Source organism: Streptomyces humi, assembly GCF_001005085.2.
In the GTDB taxonomy this organism is placed as follows: domain Bacteria; phylum Actinomycetota; class Actinomycetes; order Streptomycetales; family Streptomycetaceae; genus Streptomyces; species Streptomyces humi.
Genome location: NZ_LBMU02000133.1, coordinates 1 through 14,001, shown reverse-complemented (window position 1 = coordinate 14,001; position 14,001 = coordinate 1). Strand labels below are relative to the sequence as shown.

The window sequence follows — 14,001 nt, the reverse complement described above, 5'->3', positions numbered from 1 at the left end:
ACCGCGCACTCCCCGGAGCCGCCCCGGTGAGGAGCCGCCACCGCACCACCGTGGGGTCCACCGCGCAGAACTCCGGCCGGTGGGCCCCGGCCTTCGAGGGTGCGAGTGCGGCTCCCCGGCCCAGGCGCCGTGACTTGACCGTGCCGTGAGACTTGCAGCATGGACATGGGGCGTGAGTCGCGGTGGGAAAAGGACGCGATGACGGTGGAGATCGGTTTCGCCCTGGTGACTGCCGTGGCGCTGGCCGCGGCGGTCTTCGCCGTCTTTCTGGCTCTCGTACTGGCCTTCGACATCTCCGATGCGGTGCGGAAGGGCATGTTGGTGGGGGGTGCGCTGCTGGGGGCGACGGCCGGAGTGTGGCGTCTGGTACGTGTGCTGCTTCGGTTCGATCAGCAGCGCCGAATGAGCCGCTGACCGCCGGGCCTCTCCTCGCAACGGCCCCGACGCCTTCCCCTCACCAGGTCGCCAGGCGGCGCCCCAAAAGGGTTTGTCACGAGGTCGGACGTCGGCGATGATCACCCCATGACGACCAGAAAGGTCCATGCCGTCTAGGCGCCCCACTCCCCTCTCCTCGGCACGCGCGCCGCCGGTCGCCGCTGACCCGCAGCGTTCGATGGCCATCACCGCCTACCCAGGAGAGCCCGCCGTGCAGAAGACCGACCTCGTTCCCTACGCCCACCTTCCCCGAGCACACCGCGACCGTCACGTCCTGACCAGTACCGTCGACGTCTTCGGCACCGCCCACTGGCTGCTCGCCGAACGCCCTCCGCAACCAGGCGGCGACATACGGCCGTTCGACGCCCTGGTCGTCTCCGCGCATCCGGACGGCAACGTCGAACTCACCGAGCTGAGCGCCGTGCGGGCTCGCTGGCCGCACCTGGACCGCCTGCCCGACGGCCGGTTCGTCGTCGCCGCCGCACGCGCCCGACGGTACGAGACCGCGAACAACCAGGTCCAGGTCTTCGACGCGCTCGGCCGCGAGACCTCGTCCTTCTCCGTCGGAGACGCCATCGAGCGCCTGCTCGTGGACGAGGCCGGCCACGTCTGGGTCGGACACTTCGACGAGAACCCGGTCGGGATCCGCCGCTGGAGCGCCACGGGCCGGCTCGTCTGGACGTCGGACGGTGCCCGGATTCCCGGCCTCTTCGACTGCTACGCCCTGAACGTGTCGGGCACCGCCGCCTGGGCATGCCCGTACACGGACTTCCCGCTCGTCGAGATACGCCCCGACCGGCCCGTGAGGGTGTGGGCGAACCGCATACGGGGCGCCTGCGCGGTAGCCGTCCACGGCGGGCGGGTCGCCTTCTACGGCGGCTACGGCAAGGAGGGGAACCGGCTCGCGCACGGAGAACTCACCGAAACGTCGGTCAGGCCCACGGACGTCGGTCTGCTCACCCTGCCCGAGGGCCCTGTTTCCGGCCGCCGGCGGGTCGTCGCCCGAGGAAGCCGGATCTACGTCCAGCCCGAGCCGTTCACCATGTGGGGCGTGTTCGACCTCAGCGACTGACGCACAGCAGTGGCCGATCCATCGGGGGAGCAATCGTCGAGTGTCGCGGAGCGCGCGACGGGTGCGTGAGCCGGTATCCCTCGTCGAGACAGCGGCGGCAGGGACGGCCCGCCGGGTCGAGGAGCACTCGGACGTCCGCCTGCGGCTGGTCCGGGGCCGTCGTGGCGCCCAGGACGGCCGCCTCGGCGCTGCGCTCGACGAAGACGTCGTCGGGGAACCTGGCGCCTGCGCGGACCGGGGGCACCAGCTGGGCTCCGGTGATCGCCCGCCACCGCTCCTGAGCGGACTCGACCGGCTTGAACACCAGCGCCAGGGCTGTCGCCGGACTGCCCGCACCGCGGGTCACGGGGCAGGCCTGATTCGTGCCTCGGCGATCCGCAGCGGCGGAGTGGTGGCCGAGGTCGCTAGCCGGCGCGGCGTTGGTCCGCCGCGCCCGTGTCGTGGCCGGCCAGGAAGGGGCGCGCCAGGGCGAGCAGGGCTGCCGGCCGGTGCAGCGGGATGATGTGGCCGCAGTCGTCGAGGACGTGTCCGGTGAGCTCGTCGGTGACGGGGCGCAGCTGGCGTTCCAGCGCCGAGTCGACGGGGCGGGCGCCCAGCGCCATCGTCGGCACGGTCAGGCGGGCCGTGCCGACCGCCCGCTCGATCTGTGCCGCGCTCTCGGGCAGTGCCCGGTAGTACGAGAACGCGCGGCTCAACGCCTGCCGGCCGGTGTAGGCACGGACGAAGGCGTCCCGGATGTCGGGACGTACCCCGTCTCCGAGCGTGCCGGCCCGCAGGAACCAGTCGACGTAGGCCGCCTCGTTCCCCTCCAGCACGGTCTCGGCGAGGCCGGGCGCGGCGGCGTGGAAGCCGAACCACCAGGGCGGCCCGGCGGAGAGGAAGTCCTCGGCGCCGGGCAGCCTCCCCAGCAAGGACTCCATGACGACCAGGCGCCGGACGAGGCCGGGGTGGCGCATGGCGAGGAGGAAGGCCGGCGGAGTGCCGGCGTCGACGGCCACCACCGCGGCCGAGGACACCCCGAGCGCGGCGAGGAGCGCCGCGGCGTCCTCGGCCAGGGTGCCCGCGTCGTACCCGGAGGCGGCGGGGCCGCTGGCGCCGAAGCCGCGCAGGTCCGGCGCGATGACGCGGTGCCGGCCGGACAGGCCGGCCATGACGTCGGTCCACACCTGCCAGGTGTGCGGGAAGCCGTGCAGCAGCAGGACGGCCGGGCCGGTTCCGGCGAGGGCGACGTTCAGTTCGACGCCGTTGACGGCAACGCGGCGCAGTTCGGGCATGGCGGAACTCCGGTGCTCGGTAAGGAAGGTGACAAGGTCACCGTAGGGAACTAGCCTGTTCCGCCCAAGACGGCACTTTCCCTTCAGGTGGTGAGCTCCAGGTGACCACGTCGGGTCCCGACGGACGTGACAGCGGGCCGGGTGAGCGTGGCGACCTGCTGGACCCGCGCTGCCCGACCCGCCAGTTGCTCGACCGCATCGGCACCAAGTGGACGTCGATGACGGTCAAGGTGCTGGCCGAGGAGTCCCCGCACGAGGTCCGTTTCGCTGAGCTGCGGCGCCGTGTCCCCGGCATCTCGCAGAAGATGCTGTCCACCACGCTCCGGAGCCTGGCCCGCGACGGTCTGGTGGCGCGCCGCGTGGAGCCCACCGTGCCCCCGGCCGTGCACTACCGCCTGACCGAGCTGGGTCTGTCCCTCGAAGGACCGCTCTCCGTCCTGCGGCTCTGGGCCGAGACACACATGCCGGAGATCGACCGCAACAACCGGGCCGCGGACCGGACTTCGGCGACCTAGCGCACGGACGGCACTGGTCTCTTCAGCGTTTTCGGGGGCTGCCGCGCCGGCGCGGAGCGAGGGCGGGCGGCTCCGGCTTCGTGAGCGGCACCCCGGCTCGTCAGCCGAGCGGCCGCGCCGAGGGGCCGGGGCGGGTACGGGCCTCCGGAGGAATCAGCGGCCCATGGCCCGCCTCGCAGACGACGGCCGCTCGAAGCGGTTCACCGCAGTCCGCGTGGTGAACCTCCAGGGGCGGTCCTTCCGGGTCCGCCGTGTACCGGTCACCCCACTGCTTGAGGGCGATCATCGCGGGCCACAGATCCCAGCCCTTGCGCGTGAGCCGGTACTCGTACCTGGTACGGCTCCCCGGCTCGCGGTAGGCGACGGACTCCAGGATCCCGGCCGCCACCAGCTTGCGGAGCCGGTCCGCCAGGACGGCCTCGGACAGCCCGATGTGCCGCCGGAAGTCGTCGAAACGGCGGACGCCGTTCATGGCGTCCCGCAGCAGCAACAACGACCATTTCTCGCCGACCAGGTCCAGTGTCCGGTGCACCGTGCAGTTGTCCGTGCTCGTCTCCAGCCAGCTCATGCGCCCATCCTAGGCTGGCTTCGGCATTGACAGCCAGATGTCGCCATGGCTAACTTCGTCAAAAGAAGCCAGCCGTGTCAGGAGCGGGAATGCGCAGGTCACGTACGATCCAATGGGAAGACCCCGCCATCTCCGCCGAGGCCGTCGGCGAACACAGCGGGCTCCATTTCCTACGCGAGATCCTCGCCGGGCGGCTGCCCGCCGCGCCGATCGCCGCCACCCTCGGCTTCAGCCTGGAGGAGGCCGAGGCAGGCCGGGTGGTCTTCGTCCTGGTGCCGGGCGAGGAGCACTACAACCCGATCGGCAGCGTCCACGGCGGTGTGTACGCGACGCTCCTCGACTCCGCGGCCGGCTGCGCGGTGCAGTCCGTGCTGCCCCAGGGGACGGGGTACACCTCGATCGACCTGACCCTGAAGTTCCTGCGCCCCGTCACCGTGGACACCGGCAAGGTCCGTGCCATCGGCACCGTCCTCAACAAGGGCCGCCGCACCGCCCTCGCCCAGGCCGAGCTCCGCGACTCCGAGGACCGGCTGCTGGCCCACGCCACCAGCAGCTGCATGCTCTTCCCCGTCACGTCACCATAGGAGCGTTGTCCCGTCAGAAGCCGGGCCGGGGAGGAATGTCCGATCGCACGAGGCGGACTCGCGCGGCAGGTATGCGGCCGGGGTGGTAGAAGAAGCCGTTGCCGTTGTCGCGGAGCGACTCCTCGACGACGCCGTCCACGGACCAGAGATCGACCAGCCCACCGGTGTTGTTGATCCGGAAGAAGAACTTCGCTTCCTCCTCGTCTCGGCAGACGAAGATTCCCTCCACCTCCGGGCGGCGGCTGCCCGCGATGCCCCGTGCGGCGCCCATCCGGGTCCAGTCCAGGCCGTGCCGCGCGATCGACTGCCGATTGAGCACGGATGAGACGTGGAAGAGGGCCGATGTGTTCGTCACGCCAGGACTATAGGAGACATGCGTCCGAGACCGTCACGACGACCCCTCACCGGCACGCCCAAGGAGATCGCCGACCGCATCGACGGCGACCCGGGCGGCGAGGTTCCTGCCCGCCTCGGAGGCGCCCGCCTGGACGATGACGGGGTGGCCCTGCTGGGGGCCGGGCGACGTTGAGGGGCCCGGTGGCAGTACCGGGCGCCCAGGTCCTCCGGGTCGTCGACGAAGGTGACGGCGATGCCGAAGTCGGCGAACGTGTGCTCCAGCAGGATGCGGGTGCCGCCGTACAGGGACGACGGCCCCGCGAGCGCGGCAGCAGGTTTTACCGAGGGGACCGGGGGCGTACGGGCGTGTGCCGCTCGAGCACGTCGTCCGCCGGGCAGCGGCCGCGGTGGACGTAGCGGTCGGCGTAGGCCGCGACGGCGTCCACGGCCCTGGTGCTGGCCCCCAGTCGGGGCAGGGCGTCCATTGCCGCGTCGAAACAGGTCACGGCGGCGCGTTTCAGCTGCGGGTCGGCCAGGCCGTGGCGCGCCGCGTCCGTCCACAGCGGATTGTGCGGTGGAGGGGTTCCGGCGGCCCGTTCGGCCAGGGGTTGCACCGCACGGGTCGCGAGCGTGGCGGCCGCCGGGTCGTCGAACAGGGCCGTGACCACCGCGAGCGGAACGACCCACCCGTCCTCGCCGGGCTGCGCGTCGATCATCCGCAGTTCCACGTGTCCGCGTGGCCTGACAGGCGGGAACAGCGTACCGATGTGATAGTCGAGGTCCGCCCGGGTCGGCGGGCGCATGGTGCGCGAACGCGTCCACTCGCGGAAGCTCACACCGTCGGGCACCTCCCAGCGGCCCTCCCGCCGTACGCACATCACCGGTGCGTCGAGGACCCGCCGGACCCAGGCGCGGCGCGGGTCATGGGCCAGGGAGGGCCCGCCGGCCCGACCCGGGTCGAGCTCCGCCCACATCAGCTGCCGTGTCGACAGCCAGCCCGTGGCCCGGCCTTCGGCCATGGGCGAGTTGGCGAACGTCGCCACCAGCACCGCGCCCAGATGGTGTGCCAGCCACCAGCGGCGGGCGAATCCCATGACGCCGGGTTCCTCGCGTCCGGCGTCGAGACACACCTGGACGGAGGCCGAGGTGCACATCAGGGTCCGCCCCGCGGGACCGGTACGGTCGAGACAGGTCTCCATCGCGTCGTAGCGCGGCTCCCGCAGGTACCGGCGGGGCCGACTCCAGGGATCGACGCCCATGCCCGCCAGGGTCAGGCCGTGCTCGCGCAGCGCGGTGCGCACGGCGTCGAGGTCGGCGGAGACCTCCGAGACGCACCGGGTCAGCGACGGAGCGGGCCGGGAGCTCAACTCCACCTGGCCGCCCGGCTCGAAGCTCAGCGCGGAGGTCAGCGGCAAGGTCCGCAGCACGGCGTGGGCCGCCGCCAACTCCTCCCGCCCCACAGGGTCGTGCGGCGCACCCTCCCGGTGGACGAGCCATTCCACCTCGACGCCGACGCTGCGCGGCGGACCCGTCTTGAAGCAGATCCCCTCGACCAGCGCCTCGGCCTGATGTTCGGTGACCGCGACATCATCAACGCCCCACTCCGGTGAGACCGACATCCGGGAGCCTCCTGAGCCGCCTCAGGGCCGTCGGGGATCCGACGTCCGGTACGGGTACCGCCGTGCCTGCCGCAAGCGTCCGCCGTCGCGCCCTGTCATGACAAGAGCGCGTTTGCCGGACGACTGGGCATCGGGCGAGCAGCGAGCGGCGACTCGGACGTTCCCGGACCGGATCGGTGGCCGTTTCCGCCTGTCACCGCGAGCCTGCGGTCACCAGGGTCGCGGTGACGGGTTCGAGCCCGGAGATCAGTTCGTCGAGTTCGGCGGGGGTCAGAGCGTCGTACGGTGGGGTGGCGAGTTCGTCGGTGAGGGTTTCGACACGTTGTCTGGTCGCGCGGCCCGCGTCGGTGAAGTGGCCGTCGGTGTCGACGAGTCCGCGTTGGCGCAGGCCGTCCATGACCGCGCCCAGGCGCTCCTTCGGCAGGTGATGGATGCGTCCGAACGACTCCGGTGGGTGGATGCCCTGTTCCAGCGCGGCGAGGACGTGTGCCTCCGTGCCGCCGATGCGGGCGCCGACGAGAGCGGCGATGTGCCCGTCGCCGCGGTGCTCGCGCAGCATGGTGGCGGAATGCCACAGCCGGGCGACCGGGTCGCTCGGCACCGCGAGGGAGCGCATCCCCGCGTACATCACCCGGCCTTCGGTGGGCGCGCTCGTCGCGGCCTTGGTGGTCAGGTCGGCAGCGCGCGCCAGGCCCGGGGAGCCGGCCAGTTCCTCGCCGAGGATCCGCCGTAGCGAGGCAGCGCTGCCCCTTTCCCGCGCGGCGACCGAGGCCTCGGGTGCGATCGTCTCCCAGGCGCTCGGGATGTGCCGTGCGGCTTCCCCTTCGGCGAAGTTGTAGAAGGCCGCGTGCACGACCTGTGCCGGTACCCGTCCCAGCGGCGCCGCACGGCTGGCGAAGTAGCCGTCCCAGTAGGTCCGGTGACCGAGTGCGGCCAGTTCCTGGTCGCACTCGTCGGCGAGGAACGTGACCAGGCAGATCGGCTCCAGGAGCTCGAACATGCGACGGGCGAGGTGAGTCGTCTGATGCAGGCGCGTGTTGCCCACCGGGGTCTCCCTTTGTCAGGTGTGCCGACTTGTCAGGTGTACCGACTTGTCAGGTGTGCCGACTTGGACCGTCCGGCACACCGGAACTCATCGGCGACCGACCGGTGGGAAGCAGCGCGGGCGGGTTGGCACGGGTGCGATCGTCGCGTTCACCGGACGCGGTCACGCGGGCAGGTGCCGGGCCAGCCGCATGTGTGCGGTCCGTTCGGCGTCGGCGAACCTGGCACGTCCCGCCTCGGTCAGGTTCACCTCGACCGTCCTGCGGTCGTCGGTCCGGCGATTGCGTTCGATCAACCCGGCTGCCTGAAGGTGCCTCAGGAGCGAGGACATCCGGGTCCCCGATTCCTGGAGGAACGCCGACAGCCGCGTCACGGGCACGGGGCGGTTCCCGGCTCCGGCGAGGGCGCCGAGGATGAGGTAGTCATGGAGCGACAGACCGTGCAGCGCCCGCAACTCACCGTGCAGGAGGCCCAGGCTCCACAAGAGGGACGGCGGTTGCCCCGGCGCGTGCGCCGGAACGTGTTCGATCATGTTTCCTCCCCGGGATCGGGCAGACGCCCGCGAATGCGCGGCCACCGTCCACAACCGGGTTCTCCGTGTCGTCGGTGGCGGACCGGACGGACACGAAGCCCTCGGATCGGGACACGTCCTCGCCGCGTGCGATCCCGATCCGCTGCCGGCGCCCTCGCGGTGCGCCGCTCGGCGGACATCCCGATGCGTCTGCACAAGCGGACATCCCGATGCGTCCGCACAGGTCGGCAGAAGACCCTCGTGGCCTCGGTCCTCCGGTGAGCACCGGCATGAGCCGTCCGGCATCGGAACGCGCTGACCTACGCGGACAAGTAAAATGCTGCTACCGCGAGAGCGGCCGGAGGACGCGTCATGGCCGAGATCACCTGCCGCAGAATCGATGAGCAGCCGTCTGCCGAGGACGGCCAGGTCTCCCGGCGGGTGCTGGTCGACCGGAACTGGCCGGACGGCATGCGCGGGCACCGCGCGGAGCCCGACGAATGGCTGCGGGAGGTCGCACCGTCCGCCGGACTCCAGCGCTGGTACGGCCACGACCCCCGGCGCTTCGACGAGTTCCGCCGCCGCTACCTCACCGAACTGGACGACCAACGGCACCGGTACGCGACGGCCCGACTGCGCGCCCTGGCAGGACAGCGCGCTCTGACCCTGCTCACCGCCAGCGAGGACACCGGCCACAGCCACGCCGCCGTCCTCGCCGAGTGGCTCACCGGCGCCGCCTCCGGCGAGCTGCCAGGTCCGGATGCCGGCCCTCCCGAGCCCGGCGGAACCGCTACCAAACCCACCGGTTCCGCTACCGGACCCACCGGCACCGCTACCGGACCCACCGGTGCCGGTCCCCGGCCGCATCCGTACCGTTCAGCCGTGTCCGGTGCGTTGACCGACCCCAACGCGGGCGCGCTCGCGTTCGTCATGGGCACCGGCATCGTGTCCACGGCCCTGTACGTGAACGGCGCCGGCACCGCCTCCGCCGTGCTGCTGTGGGTGGCCATCGCCGGCTTCGCGGTACTGGTGCCCGCCTACGGCCGGCGACTGCTGCGCCGGCGCGAGCGGTTCGTGGCCGATCTCCTCGGGCCGCGCGGCTTCGCCTTCCTCACCCTCGCCATCTCCTCCAACGTGCTGGCCGCGCGTCTCGTGCCGGACGGCCACACCACAGCCGCCGCGGCCTTCCTGGCGTTCGGGACGCTGGGGTGGCTGCTGCTGGACTACGGTGTTCCGCTCGCGCTGATCACATCCTCGAAGCGGGGTCCCTCGCTCGACCAGGTGAACGGCACGTGGTTCCTCTGGGCGGTGGGATCGGAGTCGGTGGCGGTCGCGGCCGCCTCGCTGGCCCGGGTGACGCCGGGGCACGTGCTGCCCGTGCTGGCCGTGGTGTGCTGGGGCGTCGGGCTGATGCAGTACTTCCTGGTCGCGGCGATCGTCCTGACCCGACTGCTGGCCCGGCCGGTGCGGCCCGAGGGGCTCATGACGTCCGTCTGGATCTTCATGGGGGCGGCCGCGATCGCCGTGCTCGCCGGTGTCCGGCTGATCGCCCTGCCGCTGGGCGGCACCATGCCGTCCCGCCCCCTCGTCGTCGGGACGTCCGTCGTCCTGTGGTCGTTCTCGAGCTGGCTGATCCCGCTCCTGCTGGCCCTCGGCGTGTGGCGGCACGCGCTGCACCGCGTTCCGCTGCGCTACGACCTCGGCTGGTGGAACCTCGTCTTCCCGGTCGGTATGTACGCGGTCACCACGCACGAACTGGGACGCGTGACCGGGACGTCGTGGCTGACGAGCATGGGCCGCTGGGAGGTCTGGGTTGCCGCCGCGTTCTGGGTCGTGGTGTTCGCCGCCATGGCGGCCACCGGGCTCCGGCCCGGCCGGGCGGGCGCACCCGGACCGCCACACGGCTTCGGTCACCGGCGGGCGCGCGCACCCCACCGGACGGTCGCGTGACGCAGGGAGTACCAGGCGACCACCGCCCAGGCCGCGACGAGCAGGACGTACAGGACGACAGCGGTCCAGACGAACAGCTGCGAGCCGGTACGGGCGGCGAGCGCGCCGGTCGCGGTGACGCAGGCGCCGAGGGGGAAGATGAAGGACCACCAGGTGGGTGCGAAGGGCAGCCCCTTGCGAACCTCCCGTACGGTCAGCGCGGTGGCCAGCACGAGCCACAGCAGGGCGAATCCCCAGATCCCGAGCCCGCCCAGCAGCGCCGCGACCGCGGTGCCGCGGGCGTACGGCGCGGGCAGCGCGGTCGGTGCCGCCGTGGCCAGCGCACCCAGTGCGGTCACCGCCTGGTCCAGCGCCCCCACGCCGATCCACACCGTGGGCACCACCGGCCCGCTGGGCGCGTCATGGTGCACCAGCCGGCTGTACACCATGGCCAGCACGAGCAGGACCGCGACCAGCCCGACCCCGAGCATCGCGTAGCAGCCCAGCAGCAGGGCCAGCCGCACCTGCCCGGCCGGCGCCCGCGGGACGAGCAGCGCACCCGTCGCCGCGGAGACCAACGGCGGCACCACCGGCAGCAGCCAGCCGCCGAACGCCGCGTCCGGCTCGAACCGGTGCCGCGTCACCATCAGGTACGGAACCGTGCAGGCGGCGGCCAGCCCCAGCACCGTTCCGGCCGACCACAGCACCCAGTCCACGTCCACCGCCGCCCGCACCCCGATCAGACGCCGGCCCAGCAGCAGCGTCCCGGCCCCGACGGTCAGCAGCGCTATCGGGGGCGCGCCGAAGAACTGGGCGAGCACCGGATCACCGGCGTGCGCCCGCAGCAGCCGCTGGCCGGCGTAGACGCAGACCAGCACGGCCAGCAGCAGCGCGGTTCCGGCCCAGACGACCGTGGCGGCCCCGGCGAGCCCCGGGAAGCCGCGTGGCAGGGTGGCGGCCGCGACGGCCACGATCCCGCTGCCCATGACCGCGGCGAACCAGCCGGGACCGAGTTGTCCCCGCCCGCCGCCGTTCGCTCCGGCCGGCCGGTCTCGGGAACGGGGGATCGGGTTCGGAACCGAATGGTCCTGGGACGGGATCGTCCGGCCGGTACCGGAATGGGATGCCACGGTGCGGTGTGCCTACTCTTCTCGTGTCGGACGTGTCACCGTCCGCGATGACGTCGGAGCCTTCGACGCTATGGCGAAGCGCGGCCTCCGCCACAGGACAGCACGCGCCATGACACCCTCACACCTGGACATCGGGGACCGTACGGGTCCCCGGTGTGCGGCCCCGAACGGGAGGGTTCGGTGATCAAACCCATAAGATCCACGCCGGGGCCAGTCCGTCCGGGAGGCGCACGATGAAGGACATGCCGTCAGGCAGGAAGCCGCTGCTGGTGACCGTGCTGGTCTTCCCCGGCGTACGGCTGCTCGACGTCACCGGTCCCATCGAGGTGTTCTCGACGGCCAACGAGTTCGGCGGTCGTTTCCGGGTACGCGTGGTCTCCCCGGACGGCGCCGACGTGGTCACCGCGTCCGATACGGGACTGCACGTCGACCTGGCTGCCGCGCAGGTGCGGGAGGCCAGTGACGTGGTCGTCGTGCCCGGTGGCCCCGAGTGGCCCTCCCTGGCGAAGGACGACGCCCTGTTGAGCGCCGTGCGGGCACTCGACGCGCACAGCCGCTGCACGGCGTCCATCTGCACCGGTGCCTTCCTGCTCGCCGCGGCCGGGCTGCTCGACGGACGCACGGCGACCACGCACTGGCGCTTCGCCGACCAACTCGCCCTGCGCTACCCGCGGGTGACCGTGGAAGCCGACGCCCTGTTCGTGCGCGACGGCCACATCATGACGTCGGCGGGGGTCAGTTCGGGTATCGACCTCTCGCTCGCCCTGGTCGAGGAGCACCTGGGCGCCGACGTCGCCCGTGCCGTGGCCAAGGACATGGTCGTGTTCATGCAGCGGCCGGGCGGCCAGTCGCAGTTCAGTGTCCGCACCCACACCCCACGTGCCAGGCAGGAGATGCTGCGGCGGGTCCTGGACGCGGTCGCCGAGGACCCTTCAGGCTCACACACGCTCGCCGCCATGGCACGGCGCGCGGGTGTGAGCCCGCGGCACATGACGCGGCTGTTCCGCGAGGAGATGGCCACGACTCCGGCCCGCTACGTCGAGCGGGTTCGGATGGAAGCCGCCCAGGCGATGCTGGAGGGGAGCGACGACCCCATGGCCACGGTGGCCCGGCGCACCGGGTTCGGCTCGCCGGAGTCGATGCGCCGGGCCTTCACGCGCAACCTGGGCGTCACGCCCGGCGCCTACCGGGCACGCTTCCGCACCACGCGCACCCCGGCCGAGGACAGGCCCGCCTGACGGCGCCTCGACCGGGGAACGTCCGCATGTGCCGCCGGCCGTTGGCCGTCACTCCGTGAGCGCCGAGCAATCGATCCCCTGGCTCTCGCCGGTTCAGCAGCCGGAGTCGGCGAGGACGAAGTATCCCGTGGCGGTCTCCTTCAGTGTGTGGGTGACGGCCACGTTGTACAGGCCCATGTTCTGGTCGGAGCCGTCGGCGTAGGTGTAGCCGCCGCTCTGGTGCGCGCGTCCGGCCTTGACCTGGTTGTAGTTGTTGTCGGTGTAGCACTTGGGTGCGGAGCCTGTCGTGGTCGCCGTGACCGGCGCGGACGGCGTGCCGACCGCGCCGGAGGAGTCGACGGCGGCGACGGTGTAACTGTAGGAGGTGGCGACGGACAGGCCGGTGTCGGAGTACGTGGTGCCCGTCGCGGAACCGACCTTCGTGCCGTTGCGGTAGACGTTGTACGAGGCGGCGCCGCTGACGGAGTTCCAGGACAGGGCGGCGCCGGTGTCGGTGGTAGCGGTCACGGTGAGACCGGAGGGGGCGGGCAGGGAGCCGGTCCCGCCCTGGTCGCCGCTGCCGTCCAGGCCCCAGAACTTCGCGGTGTGGTAGCTGGAACAGATCTGGTCGAGGTAGTACGTCCCGGTGGTGCCGCACTGGTCCGCGCCCGAACCGGGGTCCACGGCGAGGCCGTGCGCCATGCCGGAGACCGAGAACAGGGCGACGGCGGGCTTGCCCGCGGAGTCGTTGTAGACGCTCTCCGTGGTGCCACCGGTCAGGTTCTGGGTGCTGGAGGCCGTCTGGCCGATGCCCCACACGTCGGTCCACTGATCGCGCAGTTCAGTGCCGTTGACGGGGGCGACGGTGGTGTCGGAGCTGCCCTGCCAGACGGCGACGCGCGGCCATGGCCCCGAGTACCCCGGATAGGAGTTGCGGACCTTGTCGCCCCACGCCTTCGGTGTGAGGTTCTGGTTGCTGTACTGGCAGCCGGAGGCGGCGCTCTGGGTGGTGGCGCACTGCGCGGGAAGGCCCGAGTCGACGGAACCGCCGGCGAACACGTCCGGGTAGTCGGCGAGGAGGTCCGCGGTCATGCCACCGCCGGCGGACAGCCCGGTGACGAAGATCCGGCCGCGGTCCGAGCCGTAGCGTGCCGCGGCGGTGTCGACCATCTGCACGACGGAGGCCGCCTCGCCCCTCCCCCGGGTGTCCTTGGTCGAGTCGAACCAACTGAAGCAGGACAGGCTGTTGTTGGCCGTACCGGTCTGTGGGTAGATCACGGCGAAGCCCCACTGGTCGGCGAACTTCTGCCAGCCGGAGTGGGAGTGGTAGTCGCTCGCCGACTGAGTGCACCCGTGCAGGGCGACGACGAGCGGCGCGTCGGCGGGCAGATTGGAGGGCGCGTACACGTACATGGCCAGGTTGCCGGGGTTCGAGCCGAAGCCGGTGACCTGTTGGAGGGTGCCTGCGGCCGCCGCGCTCGACCCGGAAGGGGTGACGACGGTCAGGCCCGCGAGGACGGCGCCCACGGCTACAGCCCGTGCGGTGTGCCGGAAGAGCCTGCGCCAGATGGAGCGATGCATGTACGACTCCGTGGGGTGGAGGGGGTGGGGAGGGTGGAGGGGGGAGGGTGGAGCGGGGAGGGGAGACAAGGGAGGAAGGGCGGCCGGCTCGGCACTTGAACCACGCCCGGCCCGCTGCCGTGCCGGCTTGCGCCTGCTGCCGTACCGACTGGCTGTCGTACCGGCTTACTGTCGTACCGGCCTGTT

At 71.9% G+C, this 14,001-nt stretch carries 15 protein-coding genes and 1 pseudogene; 7 read left to right on the top strand and 9 right to left on the bottom strand.

What is annotated here, in order from left to right; genetic code table 11:
• Positions 1 to 159 precede the first annotated feature (159 nt).
• Both AAW13_RS42175 and AAW13_RS42170 read left to right on the top strand, forming a co-directional pair.
• Complete coding sequence (locus AAW13_RS42175) at positions 160 to 414, top strand: DUF6332 family protein (RefSeq protein WP_206306378.1); 255 nt, start codon at positions 160 to 162, stop codon at positions 412 to 414.
• A gap of 232 nt (positions 415 to 646) precedes the next feature.
• Complete coding sequence (locus AAW13_RS42170; RefSeq protein WP_107483540.1) at positions 647 to 1,507, top strand: hypothetical protein; 861 nt, start codon at positions 647 to 649, stop codon at positions 1,505 to 1,507.
• Between the two features lie 175 nt (positions 1,508 to 1,682).
• Here AAW13_RS42170 and AAW13_RS47940 read toward each other — a convergent pair.
• Positions 1,683 to 1,853: pseudogene (locus AAW13_RS47940) on the bottom strand (IS256 family transposase); the annotation flags it as partial.
• Between the two features lie 58 nt (positions 1,854 to 1,911).
• On the bottom strand, positions 1,912 to 2,781 hold the full coding sequence (locus tag AAW13_RS42160) for an alpha/beta fold hydrolase (RefSeq protein ID WP_046732991.1): 870 nt from the start codon (positions 2,779 to 2,781) through the stop codon (positions 1,912 to 1,914).
• 101 nt (positions 2,782 to 2,882) lie between these two features.
• Between AAW13_RS42160 and AAW13_RS42155 the strand changes: the two genes are divergently transcribed.
• Positions 2,883 to 3,296, top strand: coding sequence for a winged helix-turn-helix transcriptional regulator (locus AAW13_RS42155; protein WP_046732990.1), 414 nt, complete (start codon positions 2,883 to 2,885; stop codon positions 3,294 to 3,296).
• Positions 3,297 to 3,396: 100 nt separating this feature from the next.
• Here the strand turns inward: AAW13_RS42155 and AAW13_RS42150 are convergent, their stop codons facing one another.
• Positions 3,397 to 3,864: a winged helix-turn-helix transcriptional regulator gene (locus tag AAW13_RS42150; protein WP_046732989.1), complete on the bottom strand. Its 468-nt coding sequence runs from the start codon at positions 3,862 to 3,864 to the stop codon at positions 3,397 to 3,399.
• A gap of 89 nt (positions 3,865 to 3,953) precedes the next feature.
• On the opposite strand from AAW13_RS42150, the gene AAW13_RS42145 reads away from it, so the two are divergent.
• Entirely contained in the window at positions 3,954 to 4,448 is a 495-nt protein-coding gene (locus AAW13_RS42145; protein ID WP_046732988.1) for a PaaI family thioesterase, read from the top strand.
• 13 nt (positions 4,449 to 4,461) lie between these two features.
• Here AAW13_RS42145 and AAW13_RS42140 read toward each other — a convergent pair whose 3' ends face one another.
• Positions 4,462 to 4,803 carry a hypothetical protein gene (locus AAW13_RS42140; protein ID WP_046732987.1) on the bottom strand — a complete coding sequence of 114 codons (342 nt, stop codon included), beginning with the start codon at positions 4,801 to 4,803 and terminating at the stop codon, positions 4,462 to 4,464.
• An 18-nt stretch (positions 4,804 to 4,821) separates the two neighbouring features.
• Between AAW13_RS42140 and AAW13_RS46275 the strand changes: the two genes are divergently transcribed.
• Positions 4,822 to 4,977 (top strand): hypothetical protein, encoded by a 156-nt coding sequence (locus AAW13_RS46275; protein WP_167391798.1) that lies wholly within the window; start codon positions 4,822 to 4,824, stop codon positions 4,975 to 4,977.
• 145 nt (positions 4,978 to 5,122) lie between these two features.
• On the opposite strand, the gene egtA is transcribed toward AAW13_RS46275, so the two are convergent.
• The 3 genes from egtA to AAW13_RS46270 all read right to left on the bottom strand — a co-directional run bounded on the left by egtA (position 5,123) and on the right by AAW13_RS46270 (position 7,979).
• A complete protein-coding gene (egtA, locus tag AAW13_RS42135; protein ID WP_046732986.1) occupies positions 5,123 to 6,403 on the bottom strand; it encodes an ergothioneine biosynthesis glutamate--cysteine ligase EgtA in 1,281 nt (426 codons plus the stop codon).
• Between the two features lie 193 nt (positions 6,404 to 6,596).
• Entirely contained in the window at positions 6,597 to 7,448 is an 852-nt protein-coding gene (locus AAW13_RS42130) for an SCO6745 family protein (protein WP_240528928.1), read from the bottom strand.
• A gap of 162 nt (positions 7,449 to 7,610) precedes the next feature.
• A complete protein-coding gene (locus AAW13_RS46270) occupies positions 7,611 to 7,979 on the bottom strand; it encodes a MarR family winged helix-turn-helix transcriptional regulator (RefSeq protein ID WP_052768706.1) in 369 nt (122 codons plus the stop codon).
• Positions 7,980 to 8,330: 351 nt separating this feature from the next.
• On the opposite strand from AAW13_RS46270, the gene AAW13_RS47720 reads away from it, so the two are divergent.
• Entirely contained in the window at positions 8,331 to 9,908 is a 1,578-nt protein-coding gene (locus tag AAW13_RS47720; RefSeq protein ID WP_079179188.1) for an SLAC1 family transporter, read from the top strand.
• On the opposite strand, the gene AAW13_RS42110 is transcribed toward AAW13_RS47720, so the two are convergent.
• Complete coding sequence (locus AAW13_RS42110) at positions 9,869 to 10,873, bottom strand: SLAC1 family transporter (protein WP_079179187.1); 1,005 nt, start codon at positions 10,871 to 10,873, stop codon at positions 9,869 to 9,871. The two genes, AAW13_RS47720 and AAW13_RS42110, sit on opposite strands and share 40 nt — an antisense overlap.
• A 386-nt stretch (positions 10,874 to 11,259) precedes the next feature.
• On the opposite strand from AAW13_RS42110, the gene AAW13_RS42105 reads away from it, so the two are divergent.
• Positions 11,260 to 12,255, top strand: coding sequence for a GlxA family transcriptional regulator (locus AAW13_RS42105; RefSeq protein WP_206306377.1), 996 nt, complete (start codon positions 11,260 to 11,262; stop codon positions 12,253 to 12,255).
• Between the two features lie 93 nt (positions 12,256 to 12,348).
• Here the strand turns inward: AAW13_RS42105 and AAW13_RS42100 are convergent, their stop codons facing one another.
• Entirely contained in the window at positions 12,349 to 13,815 is a 1,467-nt protein-coding gene (locus tag AAW13_RS42100; protein WP_046732985.1) for an extracellular catalytic domain type 1 short-chain-length polyhydroxyalkanoate depolymerase, read from the bottom strand.
• Positions 13,816 to 14,001: the final 186 nt, after the last annotated feature.

Coding starts and splice junctions, on each gene's coding strand:
- AAW13_RS46275 (WP_167391798.1), top strand. CDS start 4,822: ATGCGTCCGAGACCGTCACGACGACCCCTCACCGGCACGCCCAAGGAG.
- AAW13_RS42145 (WP_046732988.1), top strand. CDS start 3,954: ATGCGCAGGTCACGTACGATCCAATGGGAAGACCCCGCCATCTCCGCC.
- AAW13_RS42105 (WP_206306377.1), top strand. CDS start 11,260: ATGCCGTCAGGCAGGAAGCCGCTGCTGGTGACCGTGCTGGTCTTCCCC.
- egtA (WP_046732986.1), bottom strand. CDS start 6,403: ATGTCGGTCTCACCGGAGTGGGGCGTTGATGATGTCGCGGTCACCGAA.
- AAW13_RS46270 (WP_052768706.1), bottom strand. CDS start 7,979: ATGATCGAACACGTTCCGGCGCACGCGCCGGGGCAACCGCCGTCCCTC.
- AAW13_RS42100 (WP_046732985.1), bottom strand. CDS start 13,815: ATGCATCGCTCCATCTGGCGCAGGCTCTTCCGGCACACCGCACGGGCT.
- AAW13_RS42110 (WP_079179187.1), bottom strand. CDS start 10,873: ATGGGCAGCGGGATCGTGGCCGTCGCGGCCGCCACCCTGCCACGCGGC.
- AAW13_RS47720 (WP_079179188.1), top strand. CDS start 8,331: ATGGCCGAGATCACCTGCCGCAGAATCGATGAGCAGCCGTCTGCCGAG.
- AAW13_RS42175 (WP_206306378.1), top strand. CDS start 160: ATGGACATGGGGCGTGAGTCGCGGTGGGAAAAGGACGCGATGACGGTG.
- AAW13_RS42160 (WP_046732991.1), bottom strand. CDS start 2,781: ATGCCCGAACTGCGCCGCGTTGCCGTCAACGGCGTCGAACTGAACGTC.
- AAW13_RS42150 (WP_046732989.1), bottom strand. CDS start 3,864: ATGAGCTGGCTGGAGACGAGCACGGACAACTGCACGGTGCACCGGACA.